18 protein-coding genes are annotated in these 20154 nt (G+C 63.8%); 10 read left to right on the forward strand and 8 right to left on the reverse strand.

Annotated elements, in window-relative coordinates:
- The first annotated feature begins 306 nt into the window (after nt 1-306).
- From acnA to ACN6KF_RS25175, 3 genes are all read left to right on the forward strand, one after another.
- Nucleotides 307-2988 (forward strand): aconitate hydratase AcnA, encoded by a 2682-nt coding sequence (gene acnA, locus ACN6KF_RS25165; RefSeq protein WP_434959479.1) that lies wholly within the window; start codon nt 307-309, stop codon nt 2986-2988.
- A gap of 178 nt (nt 2989-3166) precedes the next feature.
- The gene (locus tag ACN6KF_RS25170) at nt 3167-3835 is read left to right on the forward strand and encodes a carbonic anhydrase (protein WP_434959480.1); all 669 of its coding nucleotides are present in this window, start codon (nt 3167-3169) and stop codon (nt 3833-3835) included.
- Nucleotides 3836-4191: 356 nt separating this feature from the next.
- Nucleotides 4192-4464 carry a hypothetical protein gene (locus tag ACN6KF_RS25175; RefSeq protein ID WP_434959481.1) on the forward strand — a complete coding sequence of 91 codons (273 nt, stop codon included), beginning with the start codon at nt 4192-4194 and terminating at the stop codon, nt 4462-4464.
- Between the two features lie 22 nt (nt 4465-4486).
- Here ACN6KF_RS25175 and ACN6KF_RS25180 read toward each other — a convergent pair whose 3' ends face one another.
- The gene (locus tag ACN6KF_RS25180; RefSeq protein ID WP_434959482.1) at nt 4487-4921 is read right to left on the reverse strand and encodes an Lrp/AsnC family transcriptional regulator; all 435 of its coding nucleotides are present in this window, start codon (nt 4919-4921) and stop codon (nt 4487-4489) included.
- A gap of 120 nt (nt 4922-5041) precedes the next feature.
- Here ACN6KF_RS25180 and ACN6KF_RS25185 point away from each other — a divergent pair, with 120 nt between their 5' ends.
- Nucleotides 5042-5950, forward strand: a complete 909-nt coding sequence (locus ACN6KF_RS25185; protein ID WP_434959483.1) for a DMT family transporter — start codon at nt 5042-5044, stop codon at nt 5948-5950.
- On the opposite strand, the gene ACN6KF_RS25190 is transcribed toward ACN6KF_RS25185, so the two are convergent.
- From ACN6KF_RS25190 to ACN6KF_RS25200, 3 genes are all read right to left on the reverse strand, one after another.
- Nucleotides 5934-6224, reverse strand: a complete 291-nt coding sequence (locus tag ACN6KF_RS25190; protein ID WP_434959484.1) for a hypothetical protein — start codon at nt 6222-6224, stop codon at nt 5934-5936. The two genes, ACN6KF_RS25185 and ACN6KF_RS25190, sit on opposite strands and share 17 nt — an antisense overlap.
- Before the next feature lie 173 nt (nt 6225-6397).
- Nucleotides 6398-7081 carry a lysophospholipid acyltransferase family protein gene (locus tag ACN6KF_RS25195; protein WP_434959485.1) on the reverse strand — a complete coding sequence of 228 codons (684 nt, stop codon included), beginning with the start codon at nt 7079-7081 and terminating at the stop codon, nt 6398-6400.
- 95 nt (nt 7082-7176) lie between these two features.
- On the reverse strand, nt 7177-7707 hold the full coding sequence (locus tag ACN6KF_RS25200) for an Lrp/AsnC family transcriptional regulator (RefSeq protein ID WP_434959486.1): 531 nt from the start codon (nt 7705-7707) through the stop codon (nt 7177-7179).
- 66 nt (nt 7708-7773) lie between these two features.
- On the opposite strand from ACN6KF_RS25200, the gene ACN6KF_RS25205 reads away from it, so the two are divergent.
- Nucleotides 7774-8160 carry a RidA family protein gene (locus ACN6KF_RS25205; RefSeq protein ID WP_434959487.1) on the forward strand — a complete coding sequence of 129 codons (387 nt, stop codon included), beginning with the start codon at nt 7774-7776 and terminating at the stop codon, nt 8158-8160.
- Between the two features lie 32 nt (nt 8161-8192).
- Here ACN6KF_RS25205 and ACN6KF_RS25210 read toward each other — a convergent pair whose 3' ends face one another.
- Complete coding sequence (locus ACN6KF_RS25210; protein WP_434959488.1) at nt 8193-10070, reverse strand: M3 family oligoendopeptidase; 1878 nt, start codon at nt 10068-10070, stop codon at nt 8193-8195.
- Between the two features lie 464 nt (nt 10071-10534).
- Here ACN6KF_RS25210 and ACN6KF_RS25215 point away from each other — a divergent pair, with 464 nt between their 5' ends.
- From ACN6KF_RS25215 to ACN6KF_RS25225, 3 genes are all read left to right on the forward strand, one after another.
- Entirely contained in the window at nt 10535-12052 is a 1518-nt protein-coding gene (locus tag ACN6KF_RS25215) for a sigma-54-dependent transcriptional regulator (RefSeq protein ID WP_434959489.1), read from the forward strand.
- 152 nt (nt 12053-12204) lie between these two features.
- A complete protein-coding gene (locus tag ACN6KF_RS25220; RefSeq protein WP_434959490.1) occupies nt 12205-14214 on the forward strand; it encodes a L,D-transpeptidase family protein in 2010 nt (669 codons plus the stop codon).
- A gap of 261 nt (nt 14215-14475) precedes the next feature.
- A complete protein-coding gene (locus ACN6KF_RS25225) occupies nt 14476-16122 on the forward strand; it encodes a peptidoglycan L,D-endopeptidase MepK (protein WP_434959491.1) in 1647 nt (548 codons plus the stop codon).
- Between the two features lie 16 nt (nt 16123-16138).
- Here the strand turns inward: ACN6KF_RS25225 and ACN6KF_RS25230 are convergent, their stop codons facing one another.
- A complete protein-coding gene (locus ACN6KF_RS25230; RefSeq protein WP_434959492.1) occupies nt 16139-16423 on the reverse strand; it encodes a BolA family protein in 285 nt (94 codons plus the stop codon).
- A gap of 254 nt (nt 16424-16677) precedes the next feature.
- On the opposite strand from ACN6KF_RS25230, the gene ACN6KF_RS25235 reads away from it, so the two are divergent.
- Both ACN6KF_RS25235 and ACN6KF_RS25240 read left to right on the forward strand, forming a co-directional pair.
- A complete protein-coding gene (locus ACN6KF_RS25235; protein WP_434959493.1) occupies nt 16678-17757 on the forward strand; it encodes a DUF2125 domain-containing protein in 1080 nt (359 codons plus the stop codon).
- Between the two features lie 105 nt (nt 17758-17862).
- Complete coding sequence (locus ACN6KF_RS25240; RefSeq protein WP_434959494.1) at nt 17863-18645, forward strand: transporter substrate-binding domain-containing protein; 783 nt, start codon at nt 17863-17865, stop codon at nt 18643-18645.
- A 20-nt stretch (nt 18646-18665) separates the two neighbouring features.
- On the opposite strand, the gene ACN6KF_RS25245 is transcribed toward ACN6KF_RS25240, so the two are convergent.
- Together ACN6KF_RS25245 and ACN6KF_RS25250 are read right to left on the reverse strand one after the other, a co-directional pair.
- Nucleotides 18666-19481, reverse strand: a complete 816-nt coding sequence (locus ACN6KF_RS25245) for an arginase family protein (protein WP_434959495.1) — start codon at nt 19479-19481, stop codon at nt 18666-18668.
- Complete coding sequence (locus tag ACN6KF_RS25250; protein ID WP_434959496.1) at nt 19478-20152, reverse strand: septation protein A; 675 nt, start codon at nt 20150-20152, stop codon at nt 19478-19480. The genes ACN6KF_RS25245 and ACN6KF_RS25250 overlap by 4 nt, the downstream gene beginning before the upstream one ends.
- Between the last annotated feature and the right edge of the window lie 2 nt (nt 20153-20154).

The raw sequence follows: 20154 nt of genomic DNA on the forward strand, positions 1-20154 counted from the left end.
GTCTGTTGCTGCCACACCCCGTCGGCTAGAGCAAAGGGCGTTCAGGCGTGAACGCTCACTTGCTCTAATTCTTTGTTTCGACGCGTCTTTGCGATTCTTGACGATTTCGTCCAATCTCAAAACGCTTTAGGCGGCAAACCCCGCATTCCTGGCATGGCAGACGTCGTCAAATAGGCAGTAGCGGCCTGACTGGAATCCTTCTATAAACGCACCATACCGCGCCGCACAAACCGCCTCGTGAGCGCGAATTCCGCTGACGTATCATAGGCTTGGGGGCGTTCCCCGGCCTTTTTCAGGGAACCTGCCATGGCCTCTCTCGATAGCTTCAAAGCCCGCAAGACACTTCAGGTGGGCTCGAAGACCTATACCTATTATTCCTTGAAAGCAGCGGAAGCGAACGGTCTTCCCGGCATTTCCGCCCTGCCGGTCTCCATGAAGGTCCTGCTCGAGAACCTCCTGCGTTTCGAGGATGGCCGCAGCGTTTCCAAGGGTGATATCGAAGCCATCGCCGCCTTCCTCACCAATCGCGGCAAAGCCGAGCGCGAAATCGCCTTCCGCCCCGCCCGCGTGCTGATGCAGGACTTCACCGGCGTGCCGGCCGTAGTCGATCTCGCCGCCATGCGCGACGCCATGAAGGCCCTGGGTGGCGATCCCACCCTGATCAACCCGCTGGTGCCGGTCGATCTGGTCATCGACCACTCCGTCGTTGTCGACTATTTCGGCAACAACGACGCCTTCAAGAACAACGTTGCCCGCGAATATGAGCAGAACCAGGAGCGCTACCGCTTCCTGAAGTGGGGCCAGTCGGCCTTCGACAATTTCCGCGTGGTGCCGCCGGGCACCGGCATCTGCCACCAGGTCAATCTCGAATATCTGGCCCAGACGGTCTGGACCAAGGAAGAAGACGGCGTCACCGTCGCCTATCCCGACACGCTGGTGGGCACCGACAGCCACACCACCATGGTCAACGGCCTGGGCGTGCTCGGCTGGGGCGTCGGTGGCATCGAGGCGGAAGCTTCCATGCTCGGCCAGCCCAATTCGATGCTGATCCCCGAAGTGATCGGCTTCCGTCTCAACGGCAAGCTGCCGGCAGGCGTCACCGCCACCGACCTCGTGCTCACCGTCACCCAGATGCTGCGCAAGAAGGGCGTCGTCGGCAAGTTCGTGGAGTTCTTCGGCCAGGGCCTCGACGCCATGACGCTGGAGGACAAGGCCACCATCGCCAACATGGCGCCGGAATATGGCGCGACCTGCGGCTTCTTCCCAGTCGATGCCGAGACGCTGCGCTATCTCGACAAGTCGGGCCGCGATGCCGATCGCATCGCTTTGGTCGAAGCCTACTCCAAGGAACAGGGTATGTTCCGGACCTCGGCGAGCTTCGATCCGGTGTTCACCGACATTCTCGAGCTCGATCTCGCCACTGTGCTGCCCTCGCTCGCCGGCCCCAAGCGCCCGCAGGATCGCGTGCTGCTCTCCGACGCCAAGACCGGCTTCCTCGCCGCACTGGAAGGTGAGTTCAAGAAGCCGGGCGAAGCCGGCAAGGCGCAGGCCGTCGCTGGCACCGACTATGCCATCGGCCATGGCGCCGTGACGATCGCCGCCATCACCTCCTGCACCAACACCTCCAATCCCTCCGTGCTGGTCGCGGCCGGCCTGCTCGCCCGCAAGGCGGCGGCCAAGGGCCTGAAGTCCAAGCCCTGGGTCAAGACCTCGCTCGCACCGGGATCGCAGGTGGTGGAAGCCTATCTCAGCCAGTCCGGCCTGCAGAAGGATCTCGACGCCCTCGGCTTCAACCTGGTCGGCTTTGGCTGCACCACTTGCATCGGCAACTCAGGCCCGCTGCCCGAGCCGATCTCGGAGGCCGTCAACAAGGGTGATATCGTCGCCGCGGCCGTGCTCTCGGGCAACCGCAACTTCGAGGGACGCGTCAATCCCGACGTCAAGGCCAACTACCTGGCCTCGCCGCCGCTGGTCGTCGCCTATGCGCTGGCCGGCTCCCTCCAGGTCGACGTGACGCTGGAGCCGCTCGGCACTGGCAGCGACGGCAAGCCCGTCTTTCTCTCCGACATCTGGCCCGATGGCGCCGAGATCCAGGCGGTGATCGACGAATACGTCACCCAGGCGATGTTCAAGTCTAAATATGCCGACGTCTTCAAGGGCGACGAGAACTGGCAGAAGATCTCGGCACCAGCAGGGCAGACCTATGCCTGGGACGAGCGTTCGACCTATGTGCAGAACCCGCCTTATTTCGAAGGCATGACCAAGACGCCTGTGCCGCCGACGGATGTGCACAAGGCCCGTGTCCTCGGCCTCTTCCTTGACTCGATCACCACCGACCACATCTCCCCGGCCGGTTCGATCAAGGCGGCGAGCCCAGCGGGCGAATATCTGCGCGACCACCAGGTTCGCCCGGTGGACTTCAACCAGTACGGCACGCGCCGCGGCAACCACCAGGTGATGATGCGTGGCACCTTTGCCAATATCCGCATCAAGAACCAGATGCTGCCGGGTATCGAAGGGGGCCTGTCCATCCATTATCCCGATGGCGTGGAAGCCCCGATCTACGACGTCGCCATGCGCTACAAGGCCGAGGGCGTGCCCTTGGTGGTGTTCGCCGGCAAGGAGTATGGCACCGGCTCATCGCGTGACTGGGCGGCCAAGGGCACCAAGTTGCTCGGCGTGCGCGCCGTGATCGCCCAAAGCTTCGAGCGCATCCATCGCTCCAACCTGGTCGGCATGGGCGTGGTGCCCTTCACCTTCGCCGAAGGCACCTCCTGGCAGACGCTCGGCCTGAAGGGCGACGAGATGGTGACGATCGAAGGGATCGAGACGATCAAGCCGCGCGCCACCATCGAGGCCGAGATCAGCTTCGCCGACGGCAAGGTCGTCAAGGTGCCGCTGCTCTGCCGCATCGATACGCTGGACGAGCTCGACTACTTCAAGAACGGCGGCATCCTGCAGTTCGTGCTGCGCAATTTGGCGGCGTAACCCTGGGAGTGCGGGCTCTGCCCGCTCTTCCGATATTGAGGGCATGGCGGCATCTCGTAGAGAGGGCCGTCTCGCCTCTCTTTCGGTCCTCGTCTCTTGCCGCATTCGTCAACGCCCAAGAGCGGACATCGCGACATGCGAACATGTCGCTGAGATGTCCGCGTTCCGAGGAGATTCCATGTTCCCCGACAGTCTCATAGCCGGCTACAAGTCCTTCCTCGGCGACCGCTTTTCCCGGGAACGCCAACGCTATGAGACCCTGGCGGCCACAGGGCAGAGCCCGGAAGTCCTGGTGATCGGCTGCTGCGACTCGCGTGTCTCGCCGGAGGTGATCTTCGATGCGGGGCCGGGCGAACTCTTCGTGGTGCGCAACGTCGCCAATATCGTGCCGCCTTATGAGGCGGGCGGCCAGTTCCATGGCACCAGCGCCGCGCTGGAATTTGCGGTCGAGGCGCTCAAGGTCAAGCACATCGTCATCATGGGCCACGCCAGTTGCGGCGGCATCCGTTCCTTTGCCGAAAAGCGCGCGCCGCTTTCTTCGGGGGATTTCATCGGCAAATGGATGTCGATCATCGCCCCGGCGGTGGATACGCTGGAGGACCCTGGCGAGACGCCGTCCGAGGATTATATCACTCGGCTTGGCCTTGCCGCAGTGGAGCAGAGCCTTGCCAATCTGACGACCTTCGGCAGCGTGCGCCGGCGCGTGGATGCCGGGGAATTACAGCTCCACGGTGCTTATTTCGGCATCGCTTCCGGCCATCTCCTGGTACGCGACCCAAAAACCCGCCGCTTCGAGCCGGTGGTTTCCGAGATCGGCACGCCGCCGTCCTTGCTTCGCTGCGATTGAGCCTTTGGGACTGCGGGCGTCACGCCCATAGGTGTAACTTAAGGCGAGAGGTGCAACACCACCCGCCTCCTCGCTCCACCGTTGAGTTGGTGCCTATGGGCGAGACGCCTGTGGCCCCAGGAATTGCGCCGCCCGCGTGAAGCAAGGTCTGCATCCTTATACCTTGTTTACGTGTCGCACTCAAAACAATACACAATATTTATTTGTGAAGTATACTCTATATTTCGTAAAATGCCTTGGATGTCAGCCTCGTCGGACAATCGTCGCGGGGCAAGATGACACCGTTTCTTCCTTCGCGCGGCCGAATGCTTTGCGTGCCGGCGCGAGAACAAGGTATTTTCAGAACTGCTCCTATCATGTCGAATTCAGTCTCGAGAAAACTGGACCTCGTATCCAGAGTAACCATTCACGTCTTTGCCGCCGAAGTCCTGTTCGCGGCTTTGCTGGCGGCTTCCGGCTCGAAGGCCTTTGCGCCGACCTTTGCCGTTCTGCTCACCTTCCTCGCGCTGTTGCAGGTGATGGCGGCTCTTGGCGCGCGCCGCCGAGCGCCATCCTCCTCGCTGACGGAATGGGACGGCGTCGCCTGGCTGCTGCTGGTGGCGACCGGCACGCTGCTGTTCTTGCGGTGATTTCGCCGCGATGAGGCGTCCTTCACAGCGGCGGCAGGCGCCGCTTCACCGGTTGCGCCTTGACGATGGCGGTGTTGGTCTCGGCCTTGTCGATCAGGCGGTCGAGGATCTCGTCGAGCTGCTCGATCGAGCGCAGATGCAGCCGAGCGACGAAGCAGTCGTCGCCGGTGACCTTGTCGCATTCGGAGAATTCCGGGATCTCCTCGATCAGGCCCTGCACCCGCTGCAACTGGCCGGGCAGGGGGCGGATGCGCACGATCGCCTGTAGTGTATAGCCGAGGGCGTGCGGATCGACGTCCACGGTAAAGGCCCGGATTACGCCGCGCTCCTCCAGGCGCTTGAGACGCTCGGAGGTGCTGGGAGAGGACAGGTTCACCCGGCCCGCCAATTCCTTCAGCGAGATACGGGCATTCTCGACCAGGATGTCGACGATGCGTTTGTCCACTTCATCAAGCATGATGTCGATCCGTTATTTTTCCTTCGTAATTTAGGAGGATGCCATATTCAACCTTATCCGTTCCATATAAATTCGCAAAGAGCCCGAATAGAATTGAGCCTCCATTGAGAGGTAGATGCCATGGACAAGCTCCGCGGAACGGCCGAAATGACGGCGGCCATGATCATATCGGGGACGATCGGTTGGTTCGTCATCCTGTCGGGCCAGCCCGTCATCGACGTAGTGTTCTGGCGCTGCCTGTTCGGGGCAGGAACGCTCGCCTTGATCTGCCTGGGGCTTGGCCTCTACAGGCGCGATGTCATCACAGTGCGGCAGATCGGGCTCGCCGTGATCGGCGGCGTCGCCATCGTGGCGAATTGGCTGATGCTGTTCGCCGCCTATCCGCGCGCCTCGATCTCGATTGCCACCGCCGTCTACAACACCCAGCCTTTCATGCTGGTGGGGTTCGGCGTGCTGTTCTTCTCGGAGAAGCTGACGGCGTCCAAGCTGTTCTGGCTCGGCCTCGCCTTTGCCGGCATGCTCGGCATCGTGCAGGCCAAAAGCGGGGCCGCCGGGACCGGTTACCTGGTCGGCATCGGCCTGGCGCTCGGCGCCGCCTTCTTCTATGCGATCGCGGCCCTGGTCGCCAAGAAACTCAAGGGGGTGCCGCCGCATCTGATAGCCCTCATCCAGGTGATCGTCGGCACCCTGATGCTGGCTCCGCTCGCCAGCCTGGCCCATCCGCCCACGGGGGAGCAGACCTGGGCGATTTTGGGCACGCTCGGCGTCGTCCATACCGGGCTGATGTATATCCTGCTCTATGGTGCCATCCAGAAATTACCGACCAGCCTCACCGGCGCGCTCTCCTTCATCTATCCCGTGGTGGCGATCCTGGTCGACTTCGTCGCCTTCGGCCATCGCCTGGACTGGCTGCAAATGGTTGGTGCCGGCGCCATCCTGGTCGCGGCCGCGGGCATGACGCTCGGCTGGTCGCCCCTGCGCCGGAATGAGACGGCGGTACCGGGGACGCCGGCTAGCCCTCGATCCTGAGCAGGACGACGCCGAAGAGGGCGGCAGCGATGCCGAACCATTGCAGCGGCGACAGCCTTTCGCCGCGCAGCACCTCACCGGTCGCCAGCGACAGCAAGGTGGTGATCGCGCCATAGGTGGTGGCGCCGACGCCATCTGGCCGCGGATGGTGGGCAGGAACAAAACCAGCGGCGACAGGCCGGCAAAGCCGATAGCCTGGCTGAAGAATAGGGATCGGCGCACCCCGAGCGTGCGTGCAGCCGCGCCGCCGAGAAAATCTGTGCCACCCCAACATAGGGCAGCCGCCAGACCGAGAAGAATTGCCATGCGCGCGTCCGCCGTTCGGCCATGGGAGGAACGGTACTTCCGCCCAGATTCCACGCCTCTTATCTTCGTCCCCTGCCTCCTCGGAACGCACAGCCGCGCCAAAGCGCGTCAATATCCAGCCAAAACGCGAAAGGGGAGCCGTCAGGTCCCTGAACGCAGTCGCCGATGCGCCTCTGCGTGCAAGCTGTCGAGCCCTGCGGTGATGCGATGGCTGATCGCATCGATTTCCTCAGCATCAGCATCGCCGGGTACGGCGAGGGCTTCCGACCACAGCACGCAGCCGCGCCCGAAAGGCAGCACCACGCTGGCCTTATCCCAATTGTCGAGGTCGATCCGCGCACTGGTCACCGCCGCGAAGAGGAAGATCGGCCGCCCGGTCGCCCGGGCCAGTTGCACCGCGCCCTTGCCGGCCACCCGCGCGACCTTGGGCACGTCGGCCGTCATCAGTACGTTGGTGCCTGTCTCCAGCGCCTGGCGCATCGCCAGGAAGGCCGGGATGCCACATTTGCCCCGAATCTTGGCGCGGGTCTGGGTGCCGGAGCCGCGAATGGTGCCATAGCCGGCGCGCGCCAGCGCCGTGGCGATCACCGTACCGTCGAAATGCAGCGAGACCAGCACGCTGGTGCGCGGCGCACCTCGCAGGGCCGCGATGCTCAGCATCTGCTGGCCATGCCAGGTCAGGGCGATGAAGGAACCATCGGTCCGCTCCCAGGGCCGCTGCTCGCTAGGCAGAGGGGCGAAGCGCGTGGTGCGCATCACGCCGCTGATATAGGCATGCAGCCCGTAACCGGCTGCCCTTGCGGTCCATTGTTTCCTGCGGATCATCGAACGGCTCCCGAATGCGGGCGCAACCTAGGGGGGGCGGATTGCGCGGGCATTGCGGGCAGGCGGACGTTGCCCAGGAGCGTCGGAGATCGGACCTAGGCCGGCGGAAGCGGGATCTCGGGCCAATTCTCGGTGGCCAGAGGCTGGATCGCTCGTTCCAGATAGGTGGAGAGCACCACATAGCTCTTGGTCCCCCTGACGCCAGGCAGGACATAAAGCTGGGAGAGGAAATGCTCCATCGCCCGGGCGTTTCGGGTGCGCACCTTCATGATCACGCCGGTATCGCCCGCCACCGAATGCATTTCCTCCACCTCGGGAAAGCGGCGCAGCGTCATCATGCGCTCGCTCTTGCCCCAGCCTTCTGTGTCGACATGCACGAAGGCGAGGAAGGGCTTGCCGATGGCCTGGGCGTCGAGCACGGCCGTCGAGCCCTTGAGCACGCCGGCTTCGCGCAAGCGCTTGACGCGTTCGTGCACGGCCGGTGCGGAAAGCCCGGCGCTCTGGCCGATCTCGGCATAGGTCTGGCGCGCGTCGACGCTCAAGGCGCCTAAGATCTTTCGGTCGAAATCATCGAGGGAACGGTCCGCCCGTTCATTCGGCTGAAGATCCTTCGTTTTTGATTTCATTCGGCAAAAAGCTCTTTTCCTCGAAGATCGTTCTGTTCAACATACGCTCGCCGAGGGAGAAAAACCATGCAAATGATCGTACGAAACCCCAATAACGGCATCTATGGGGCAACGCCTGACTATGTTCACGCCATGGAAGTGATGGGAATGCAGCGTCTGCTTTTCTTCAGCGGAACCATGGGCCTCGATCCAGATGGCCGGGTGCCCGGCAGCCTGGAGGAACAGCTCGAATGGCTGTGGTCCAACATCCGGTGCATCCTCGCCGAAGCCGGCATGACGGTCGACAATCTCGTGCGCGTCACCAGCTATCTCACCGACACAGCCTTTGCCGAGGCCAATCAGGCGGCGCGGCTCAAAGCCCTGGGCGCCCGCAGCATCCCCACCATGGCGATCGTGGTCGGCACGTTGGAGCCGGGCTGGCTGGTGGAACTGGAGGCTATTGCTGCCGGCTGAGGCATGCCAATGGCATGCCTCAGCCGAAAACCTCATTCCATCCCTTCAAGCTCCACGATCATGCTCTCGATCAGATTGAGCCCGATCTGCCAGAAAGCGGGATCGCGGGCATCGAGGCCGAAGGGGGCAAGCAGTTCGGAATGGTGCTTGGTGCCGCCGGCCGCCAGCATGGCGAGATAGCGTTCGGCAAAGCCCTCATGGGCCTTCTCGTAGACGGCGTAGAGCGAGTTCACCAGGCAATCGCCGAAGGCGTAGGCGTAGACGTAGAAGGGTGAATGAATGAAGTGGGGGATGTAGGTCCAGAAGGTCTCGTAGCCCGGCCCGATCTTGATGGCGGATCCGAGGCTTTCCTCTTGAACCGACAGCCAGATCTCGCCGAGGCGGTCGGCGGTCAACTCGCCCTGGCGGCGCTCGACATGCACCTTGCGCTCGAAGGAATAGAAGGCGATCTGGCGCACCACCGTGTTGATCATGTCCTCCACCTTGGCGGCGAGCATGGCCTTCTTCTGCGCGGGCGTGGCGGCCTGGGCCAGCAAGGCGCGGAAGGTCAGCATCTCGCCGAACACCGAGGCTGTTTCGGCCAGAGTCAGCGGCGTCGGCGCCATCAGCGCGCCGTTATGGCCCGCCAGCACCTGATGGACGCCATGGCCCAATTCATGGGCGAGCGTCATCACGTCGCGCGTCTTGCCCTGATAGTTGAGCAGTACATAGGGATGGGCGGAGGGCACGGTCGGGTGGGCGAAGGCGCCGGGTGCCTTGCCGGGGCGGACGGGTGCGTCGATCCAGTATTCGTCGAAGAAGCGCTGGGCGATGCCGGCCATACGCGGCGAGAAACCGGCATAGGCCTCGAGCACGGTGCCGCGCGCGTCCTCCCACTTGATCGGGGTGCTCTCGACCTTGGGCAGCGGCGCGTTGCGGTCCCAGTGGTTGAGCTGGTCGAGCCCGAACCATTTGGCCTTGAGGCGGTAATAGCGATGCGACAGGCGCGGATAGGCTTCCTGCACCGCCGAGACCAGGGCATCGACCACTTCGCGCTCGACCCGGTTCGACAGATGGCGCGAATCGGCGACATCCTCGAAGCCACGCCAGCGGTCCGAGATCTCCTTGTCCTTGGCCAGGGTGTTGGTGATCAGGGTGAACAGCCTGAGATTGTCCTTGAAGGTGCGGGCTAGGGCGTGAGCCGCCTTCTCGCGCTTGGCGGGGGAGGGGTCCTGGAGCAGGTTCAGGGTCGGCTCCAGCGTCAGCTCTTGGCTGTCCTCAACCCTGAAGCGCAAGCCCGAGATCGTTTCGTCGAACAGGCGGTTCCAGGCCCCGCGACCGGTCACCGACTTGTCGTGGAACAATTGCTCGACGCGATCCTCGAGCTGATAGGGCTTCTCGATACGGATATCGTCCAGCCAGGGCTTCCAATGGGCGAGCGCCTCGTCCTTGACCGCCTCGGCCAAGGCACCGTCGTCGATGCGGTTGAGCTCCAGCGTGAAGAACAGCAGGTGGGAGGAGGCCGTGGTCAGCTTGTCCTGCACGTCGCCATAGAATTTGGCGCGGGCGGGGTCTGTGGTGTCGCCGGCGTAGACGAGGCCGGCGAAGGAGGCGATGCGTCCGAGCCTGTCCTCGATGCCCTCATAGGTCTTGATGATGGCGGAGAGGTTGATGGCGCCGTCCTTGCCGGCCAGGATCTCGGCGAGCCTGCCCTTGTTGCCCTCTTCGAAGGCCAGGCAGTCGGCAAGGCCCTTGTCGAGATCGGCGGTGATTTCCGGCGAATCGATGCCCGGATAGAGATCGGCGAGATTCCATTCCGGCAACCGGCCGAGCTCGCTGCCCTTCCGGTCGGCCTTGGTCTCCTGCGAATCGGCCCTGGCGGTCTCCGACGAGGCGGAACCGGAGGATGCGGAAAAAGATTTGCCGGCCATGAAAACTCCTTGAGACCGCAAGATATCAAATATTTGCAGTGTTTCCCGACGAGGTCCATCCATGGGCCTCGTCGGGAAACACTGCCTGGGGCAAGGCGCGTTCAGGCCTGAACGCTTGCGTGCCCCGGCTCTTTGGTTCGACGCGTCCTTGCGATTCCTGTCGTTGCCGCCAAGTCGCCAAACGCCATTGCCGGGCCGGCGACGCGGCCCCGTGATGGTCCCACATATCGCCGTTCGCGGCCGCGGTTTCAACCGTCTCAGTGGAATGTAACTTTCATCCAACGTCGTTAAGCAGTCCTTCACGCTTCTGCTCCTAGATGATCCGAAACGGCACACAGGGCGCTTCGCCCGGGTGAAATTGCGAGGCCTGGCCACAGGGTACCTTGCGCTGACGCGGTGGTGCCGGGGCTTCGGCAGGGATCGGCATCCGATCGCTGCACCGAATGAAATGGGACGGGGGATTGATGGGCTCGACTGTTCTGATCGCCGACGATGATCCGGTGCAATGCCGGCTTCTGGAGGCCATGGTGAGGCGTTTTGGCTATCACGCCCGCCTTGTCGACAGCGGCGAAGCGGCGTTGCGCGAACTCGAAGGCGGCAAGATCGATCTCCTCGTGCTGGATCTGGTGATGCCCGATCTCGACGGCATGGGTGTGCTCGGACGCATGCGCGCCCGCGGCCTGCAGGTTCCAGTGATCGTGCAGACGGCCCACGGCTCCATCGATGCCGTGATCTCGGCGATGAAGGCGGGTGCGGCCGATTTCGTGGTCAAGCCTGTCGGCGCCGAGCGCCTGCAGGCCTCGATCCGCAATGCCCTCAAGCATCGTGCCTTGGAACGCGAAGTGCGCGTGCTCGCCAAGCGCGCCATGGGCCAGCTCGGCCTGAAGGATCTGGTCGCGCGCGGCCCGGAGATGGAGCGGGTGGTGCGCCTTGCCGAAAAGGCCGCCGGCTCGACCATTCCCGTGCTTATCGAGGGCGAGGCCGGCACCGGCAAGCAGATGGTGGCCCAAGCGATCCATGGCGGCGGCGAGCGCCGCGGCCGGCCCTTCGTGGCCGTCAATTGCGGTACCCTGCCGGAGGAGGAGGCCGAGCGCATCCTGTTCGGCCAGGACAAGAACGCAGCCGGCGCTGTCGACAAGCAGGCCGGCAAGCTGGCGGAGGCCCATGGCGGCACACTCTTCCTCGACAATGTCGGCGAATTGTCGCTCGCTTTGCAGGTCAAGCTGCTCGACGCGCTGCGCAGCGGCGAGATCGAGCCGCTTGGGGCCCGGCGGGCGGTGCGCACGGATTTCCGGCTGATCTCCTCGACCAGCCGCAACCTGATCGACCTGGTCAAGGCGGGGCTGTTCCGCGAAGATCTCTATTACCGCCTCCATGTCTTCCCGATCATGCTGCCGGCGCTGCGGGTAAGGCGCGAGGACGTTGCCGATCTCGCCTGGCATTTTCTCGCCCGCTTCGGGGCCGAGGAGGGCAGGGCCGTACGCAGCATCAGCGCCGAGGCCGTGGCGCTGCTCACCGCCTATGACTGGCCCGGCAATGTGCGCCAGCTCGAAAACGCGATGTATCGCGCCGTGATCCTCGCCGAGGGCGACGAGATCGGCGTGCCCGATCTGCCTCAGATCGCCGCCCGCGTGGATGGCTTCGATGTGCGCATCCCCTCTGCACCGCTGCTGCCGCCCAAGCCGGTTCATATCGGCCCGGCCATGATCACCGGGTCGCCGTTGCGCGAGATCATCACGGTGCGCGAACCCCACACCATGACCATGCTCGATGCACGGGGAGATGTTCGCACGCTGGAATCGCTGGAAACGGACATGCTGAAATTCGCCATCCGCCATCATCGCGGACAGATGACCGAGGTCGCGCGCAAGCTCGGCATCGGGCGATCCACGCTTTATCGCAAGCTCAAGGAACTAGGGCTTGACGAAGCCACGATCGGCGTGAGAGCCGGTGAATTGAACGAGTCCCACCAGGCCGCGTGATTGTTCGCACACCAGAATTTGTCTTGAATCTGGCATGGTACTCGGCACTATCCACATTATTGCAGGCGGCGTTCGGATAATTCGCGCCGGGATTGAGGAATCTTATGAGTTACCGCGCTAATTTGTTGAGTTCGGTTGCTCTGGCTTTGAGCTTGAGCGCCCTTTTGCTCCCGGCCTATGCCCAAGACAGCCATACGCCTAATAGCCCTGTGTCCGCCGCCGAAACGCCCGTGGTTCCCGGCCTGAGCGCCGGTGAAAAGCAGAGCGCCTTCGCACCGGCGACGCCGCAGACCGCGCCTGCCGCCGCTTCGCCGCAAGAGCGGATGAGCGTGCAGCATGTCAAGCCGGAGAGTGCGCCGGCCTCCACTGCGACCCTTGCACCCGCGCCGGTCGGCCCGGTGCCAGTGCCGGCCCCTGTCGAAATGGCACCCAAACCGGCCGAGACGGCAGTGGCTCCCGATACGCCGTCCTCGATCTCGGCAACACCTTCCAAGGAAGAGGCGGCCCCGGCCGCGCCGGGGGACTCCCAGTCCGTGGCCACAGCCTCACCGGCCGGACAGCCTGCGCCCGCAACTGCTCCGACGCCGGAAATCCCGGCTGCCGTGCCGGCCGAGACACAGGCCAAGCCCAAGGTCGAACCGAAGGCCGAGCCCGTGCCGCCGGCGGAGGCCAGTGCGCCCGCCCCCGCGCCATCTGCCGCACCTGCCGCGATTACCCTCAACCTTTCCGCCAGGCTGGCCGATTACGCCGCCAAGCGCGGCGCCGATGCGCAGGCCATCAGCGATTTCTATGCTCTGCGCGGCGCTGTGCCGCTCTGGATCGACAATGGAGTGCTCACCCCCACCGCCAAGGCGCTGGTCGATCGCATGAACCGCGCCAGCGAGGACGGTCTCGACGCCGCGGCCTTCCGGGTTTCCGGGCTCGACAGCCTGAGCGGCGCGAGCGCCGATGCCCAGGCCGATGCTGAGATCGCGCTGAGCGCGGCCATCCTCACTTATGTCCGCCAGGCCTCCTCGGGCCGGGTCGACACCAGGCAGATCAGCCGCGACATCGCCAAGGCCCCCAACATGCCCGACCCGGTTGCGGCGCTCGCATCGGTGGCGATCGCCTCTGATCCGGTTACAGTGCTCGAAGGGTACAACCCGGTCTCGCCGCAATATCTGGCGCTGAAGCAGAAGCTGGCCGATGTCAGGGCCGCCAGTGCCGCTGCTGCCGAAGCCGTCCTGCCGATGGTGCCCGCCGGTCCTACGCTCAAGGTGGGCATGACCGACACGCGCGTGGCGGTGCTGCGTACGCGCCTTGGCCTGACGGCCAGCGATGCCGACAGCGACGTCTATGACGACGCGCTGCAGGCGGCGGTGCGCGAGTTCCAGGCTGCCCGCAATCTCAAGGCCAGCGGTACGCTGGGGCCGGCCACTGTGGTCGCCCTCAACGCGGCGCTGCGCCAGCCGCGCACCAATGCGGAAAGCGAGATCATCGCCAATATGGAGCGCTGGCGCTGGCTTCCTCACGACATGGGCCTGACCAACGTCTTCGTGAACGTTCCCGAATACAAGGTGTGGTTCACCAAGGACGGCGTGCTGAGCTACGAGGCGCGGGTGGTGGTTGGCAAGGCCAATACACCGACGCCGGTCTTCTCGGACACGATGAGCTTCGTGGTGGTCAATCCGTCCTGGAACGTGCCGCAGTCGATCATCAAGAAGGAATATATGCCCAAGCTCGCCCAGGACCCCGGCTATCTCGAGCGCCGTGGCTATGAGGTGAGCTATGTCGGCGGTCAGATGCAGGTGCGCCAGCCGCCGGGCGAGCGCAACGCGCTCGGCTTCATCAAGTTCATGTTCCCGAACAATTTCTCGGTCTATCTGCACGACACGCCGCAGCGCACCCTGTTCTCGCGCGACGAACGGGCCTTCAGCCATGGCTGCGTGCGTGTGGATAACCCCTATAAATTTGCCGAGCTGGTAATGGGCAATGGTTGGACCGAGGACCGCGTCCGCGGTCTGCAGGGCGGAGACGAACAGCGCATTGATTTGGAGAGGAAAATTCCGGTCCACATCGCTTATTTCACCGCTTATGTGGACGGTGATGGTGAATTGCAGCGCCTCAATGACATCTACGGATATGACCGGAAGGTGATTTCGGCGCTTGGCCTTCCCGGCTGAAATCTGTTATGCAACGATTTACCATGTTTGGTAAGGGTTGGCTTAGGCCAGCCCGCGTTCGTCTTTTTGCCACGTTTCCCAAGCAAAAGGCCACTCCCAAGGCCGGTTTCAACGGCTAGATATTAGGGGTCGAACGGTGCATCAACGGTGCTTTAACCAATCTCGGCAAGACTCCGGCAATCCGGACCTGGCGCTGAGCGTCCCATTTGTGGAAATACGCTCCGTGCTGGTTCCCTCGCCTGTTTGCCGAGAGTGTTAATCGTGCAGAATCCAATCAGCCTTTTGCCCCGGATCAAAGTTTCGCGTACCGGTCGCATTCTGGCCATTACCCTCGCATCCACCGTGATGGCGACGGTTCTGGTCGGGCCGACGCAGGACGCGATTGCCAATGGCGATACCCGCTCGCTCTATATGCGCCATGTGCATACGGGCGAGACCATCAACATCACCTTCAAGCGCAACGGCTCCTATGATTCCGCTGCGCTGAAGCAGCTCGACTGGTTCTTTCGCGACTGGCGCCTGAACCAGCCTACGCGCATGGATCCTCGAACGATGGACACGCTCTGGCTGGTCTATCGCCAGGTCGGTGCCAGCCAGCCCATCAACGTCATCGGCGGCTACCGATCGCCCGGCACCAACAACATGCTGCGCCGGCGTTCGCGCGGCGTTGCCAAGTTCAGCCAGCATACGCTCGGCAAGGCCGTCGACTATTTCATCCCCGGCGTGTCCCTGTCCAAGCTGCGTGTGGCCGGTCTGCGCCTGCAGCGCGGCGGCGTGGGTTTCTATCCGTCTTCCGGTTCGCCCTTCGTCCATATGGATTCGGGCGGCGTGCGCATGTGGCCGCGCATGTCGCGCAGCGAACTCGCTTCCGTCTTCCCCGATGGCAAGACGGTGCTGGTGCCTTCCGATGGCCGACCGATGGCCGGCTATCAGCTGGCAATGAACGAAATTCGCCGCAATGGCGGTACCGCCGGTGGCAGCGTCGGCGAGGATGATGCCGGCGGATCTAGCAGCGGCGGCGGTTTCTTCGCGGCCCTGTTCGGTTCTCGCAGCAACAGTGCGCCACCGCCGACCCAGATGGCGCAAGCCTATGCGCCGACCACGCGTGCCAGCGCCCGTATACCGGCCGTGCCACCTCAGCCCGCTCCGGCAGCGCAACTGCCGGCAATGCAGCAGATGGCGATGGCTGATGAACTGGCGATTTCGCCGCGCCGCATGGCGCCCGTGCCGCTGCCCGAACGCCGTCCCAGCGACATCAATGCCGCTCAGGGGGCAGATGCCGCGGCAGCGCAGCTTGCCTCGGCCGATACCGGTCCGCGCATGATGTGGCAGACCGGGCCGAATGGGGCGGGTGGCGAAATGGCTGCCAATGTACCACTGCCGCCTCTGCGTCCGGGCACAGCGGCCGAGGAGAGCCAGGCGGCCCCCGTGCAGCTCGCATCCCTGGATACCCCGCCACCGGTGCCGGTGACGCGGCCGGTGCTCGACCCCAAGCCGCCGATCTTCGCCGACCTTTCGCAGGGCAGCGAAGGCTTTATGAAGCGTAGCGCCAACCGCCAGTCGCAGCGCGCACTCGGCTTTGCCGATCCGGCGCCCGTGACCAACACAGCCCGCCCGCCGCGGCCGGCCCTGATCGCGACGCGCTTCGAGAAGCAGAACTTCGCTTCGCTGTCGGCGCCGGTCTCCGCCGCCCGCAACAAGCAGCAGGCGACATTGGTCAAGCCTGACCTCCGTGCCACGGCTTCGCTGATTGCGGCGCCGTCCAAGACGGTGGTGGTGCGCTTCGGTGTGGCGGCCTATCAGGATCTGCGGGCCGACAAGTTTACCGGCGCCGCGGTGAAGCCGCTACGCGTCGCTAGCTTCACGCCGATGCCGGATATCTTCACCGGCTCGATCGCCTCCAACTGACGATCGACGACAGGTCTTACCAGCGCACCGGTTCGCCCGGTGCGCTGGCTTCGATTGCCAGGGCATGAACGCCTCGCGCAAAGGCCGGCTTGAGGGCCTCGTTGACCAGGCGGTGGCGATCGACACGGCTGCGCCCGCTGAAATGCGGCGAGACAATCCGCACCCGGAAATGACTTTCGCCACCCTCACGATGACCGGCATGGCCGGCATGAGCGGCCGATTCGTCGAGCACGATAAGACGCTCTGGCACCAGCGCTGTCTTCAGGCTGGTTTCGATCAGTTCTTGAATGGATGAAGACACGTCGTCGGTCCTTATGCTGCCCTGACTTCGGCCCAATTCTCCGCGATAGAGGAGAGGCTGGCTCGAATCACACTATTCCTGCTCTAAAATCGCGCCGTTTCAAGAGGCCGATGAGTTGACCCGCAACACGGCCAATCCTAGAGCAAAACGCGTTCACGACTGAACGCTTATTTTCTCTAACTCCTTGTTTCAGCGCGTCTTTGCGGTTCTTGGTGACACCGTCAAATCACAAAACGCTATAGCGAGACCCTTTCGTGCCGACTGACCTGATCAATCCTGCGCCGCGCCGTTCCTCCCGCCGCATCTTCCTGCCGACCTTCCTGTTCGCTTTGGTCGCGATCGCCTGGTCGGGCTTCTGGTGGTATGCATCCACCAGGCTCGAAGCCGAGTGGGGCCGCTTCCTGACCAAGCAGGCAGAACTCGGCCGCCAGATCAAATGCGGCGAGCAGACGATCGGTGGCTATCCCTTCCGCCTGGAAATGCATTGCGGCCAGGCGACGGTCGAGAGCGTCCGGGCTGGGCGCCCCTTCAGCGCCGCGCTTACCGAGGTGAATGCGGTAGCCCAGGTCTATCAGCCCAACAAGGTGCTGCTCGAAGCCAAGGGGCCGGTGGTGCTGGTCGACAAGAACGATGCCGGCGCGACCCTCACCGCAGACTGGAAGAGCGCAGAGGCCAGCATGGCGATCTGGACCTCCGGGCCGCAGAATGCCGCGGTGGTGATCAAGGGCCTCAGCGGCAACGTCAAGCGTGGCGATCAGGCCGTCAATCTCGTCGAGGAGGGCAATGTCGAGGTCCATATCCGCCTGGCGGAGGGCACCAATGCCGCGCCGGGCGCTTATGATCTCGCCGCCGATGTCGACGCCAAGGCGATTGCTCCGCTCGACGACTTCCTCGGCGCTCCCTCCCCGATGAAAGGGACTTTCCGTGGTGTGATCACCAAGATCGACCTCAGGCCGATGCCGATGCCGGAGCGCCTGCGGGACTGGGCCGCCGCCGGTGGCACGCTGACCATCACCCAGGCCCAGGTCGAACGTGGCCCCAGCGTCGTCAGGGCGACCGGCACGGTTGGCCTGGAAACCAGCGGCTTTGCCTCCGGAGACGTGACTGTGGCCCTCGCCGGCGTGCCGGAACTCGCCCAGACGCTCAAGCAATCGGGCCGGGTGCCTGATATGGTGGCGACGACCCTCACCGTCGGCCTGCCCGTGCTGGGCAAGCCCACCAATATCGATGGCAAGGCAGCGGTCGAAGTGCCCCTGACCATCGCCGACGGCAAGGTCCGCGCCGGTGCCTTCCTGCCTGGCCTCAAGCTGCCACGCCTGTTCCTGCCGGAATAGCGGCGCTGCCCCTGCGGCGGAGGAGGGGCGCGGATCATCCTGATGGGTTGAATGCCTGCCTCGCGGCTTTATGCTGCGTGCAACAATCCGCTTTGGGGGAATCACATGCTCCGTCCGCTTCTCGTCTGTCTCGGCCTGCTTTGCCTGGCGCCCGCCGCTATCGCACGGGAGGCACCATCGGCCCTGGGGCTCGATGCCGTGCTGGCTTCCGGTGTGCTCCGGGTGGGGTCCACCGGTGACTACCGTCCCTTCAGCTACAAGGACCCCGCCAGCGGCGAGTTCTCCGGCTTCGATATCGATCAGGCCAGGAGCCTTGCCGAGACACTCGGGGTGAAGCTTGAGATCGTGCCGACGACCTGGTCCAACCTTTCGGCGGATTTCGAGGCCGGCAAGTTCGACGTCGCCATGGGCGGCGTCTCGGTGACTTTCGATCGCCAGAAGAAGGGCTTGTTCTCCAGTCCCTATATGCGCGAGGGCAAGACGCCGATCGCCCGCTGCGCCGACAAGGGCAAGTTCGAGACGCTTCAGGGTATCGACAAGCCCGAGGTGACGGTCGTCGCCAATCCCGGTGGCACCAACGAGAAATTCGCCCGTGCCAGCCTGAAACAGGCGAAGATCGTGATCTTTCCCGACAACACCAAGATCTTCGACGAGGTGGCGGCGGGCCGGGCCGATCTGATGATGACCGATGCTTCCGAGACCCTCTATCAGGAAAAGCTGCATCCGGGCGTATTGTGCGCCGTGCATCCGGACAAGCCGTTCAACTTCGCCGAGAAGGCCTATTGGGTACAGCGCGACATCGGCCTCAAGGGCTTCGTCGATCAGTGGCTGCACCAGTCGATCGAGACGGGGGCCTACCAGAAGATCTACGACAAGTGGTTCAAGTGAGCCGATAAGCCGGAAAGCGCTTACCGCGCCAGGATCGGCGCCAGAGCATCGAGCAGCGGGTCAGGCGAAAAGGCTTCCCCTCCCGGCTCCCAGGCATATTGGAACTCGGCGATCTCGATGCCGACGAAAGCCTGTTCCGCGATCACCTCGCAGCAGGCCTGGAGTTCGGCGAGCGACAGCCCGTCTTCGCAGGCATAGTCGGTGGGAACGACGCCCGGATTCAACACGTCGCAATCCAGATGTACATAGACCGGACGGCCGGCGAGTGCCTTGCGCAGTTCGCCTGCCACGTCGCCGCGCGCTTTGACATGCGGGATGGCGTGCCTGTCGATCAAGTCCTGCTCGAAGGGATCGAGATCGCGCTGGCCGACGAGGACGAGCCGATCGAGGTTCAGGCCGGACCCGAGGCCTGAATCCCACAATCCTGCAGGACCGGAAATGGCAAGGCCGCCGAGATAGCCCGAAGCCGAGGCCTCCGGCGTGTTGAGATCGCCATGGGCGTCGAACCAGACGATACAGGCATCGGGATGATACCTGGCGACCGCCGGCAGCGTCGCCAGCGAGACCGCGCAGCGGCTGGTGGCGGCGATGGAGACGGCTCCGCTTGCCAGCACGTCGTCGAAGCGGGCCTGCAATTGTCTGAGCGCCGGCAGGGCCGCATCCAATTCTTCGCGCCAGCCCTTGTTCAGCGCAGGTTCCAGCCTGCCGACCACGAAGGGCGCAATCCCCGTCCGGCGCGCCAGCGCCTCGCCGATCGCCTGGGCTCCGGGCATGGCCAGATCGTTGTGATCGCCGGCCCGCCCCTGAAACACCGTATAGGCGAACGGCCCGGTCACGGGCTGCCGCCTTGGCCGTTGGCGTCCTGGCTGTCCGGCTTCACTTCGTATTTCATCAGGATCGGCACCTGGGTGGCCGCGAAGATCAGGGTGATCGGCATGGTGCCGAAGACCTTGAAATTGGTCCAGAAATTATCCGAGAAGTTGCGCCAGACGATCTCGTTGAGCACCGCCAGGAACAGGAAGAACAGGCCCCAGTTCAAGGTCAGCTTGCGCCAGCCTTCGGGCTTGAGGTCGAAAGCGGTGTCGAGGACGATGCGGATCAAGGGCTTGCCGAAGGCGAGGCCCCCCAGCAGGATCAGGCCGAACAGCGTGTTGACGATGGTCGGCTTGAGTTTGATGAAGGTCTTGTCCTGCAGCCAAAGCGTCAACACGCCGAAGACCAGCACGAAGATGCCCGAGACCAGCGGCATCACAGGGATGTGCCGGGTAAGGACGAAGCCGGCGACGAGCGCGATCAGCGTTGCCGGGATAAAGACAGCGGTGGCGGTGAAGATGTTGCCGCTCGGGCCCTCGAACAGGGCCGGTCCCATGAAGTGCTCGACCAGCGGATTGAACAGTTCCGGCCTGACATTGGCCAGGAAGAACAGGCCGAGCGGCCCCATTTCCAGCACGAGCTTGAGCAGAGGGTTGACCTTCTGGCGCGGCTTGGCAGTGGCTTCGATGGTCATGG

It is taken from the genome of Labrys methylaminiphilus subsp. lupini (assembly GCF_051161885.1).
In the GTDB taxonomy this organism is placed as follows: Bacteria; Pseudomonadota; Alphaproteobacteria; order Rhizobiales; family Labraceae; genus Labrys.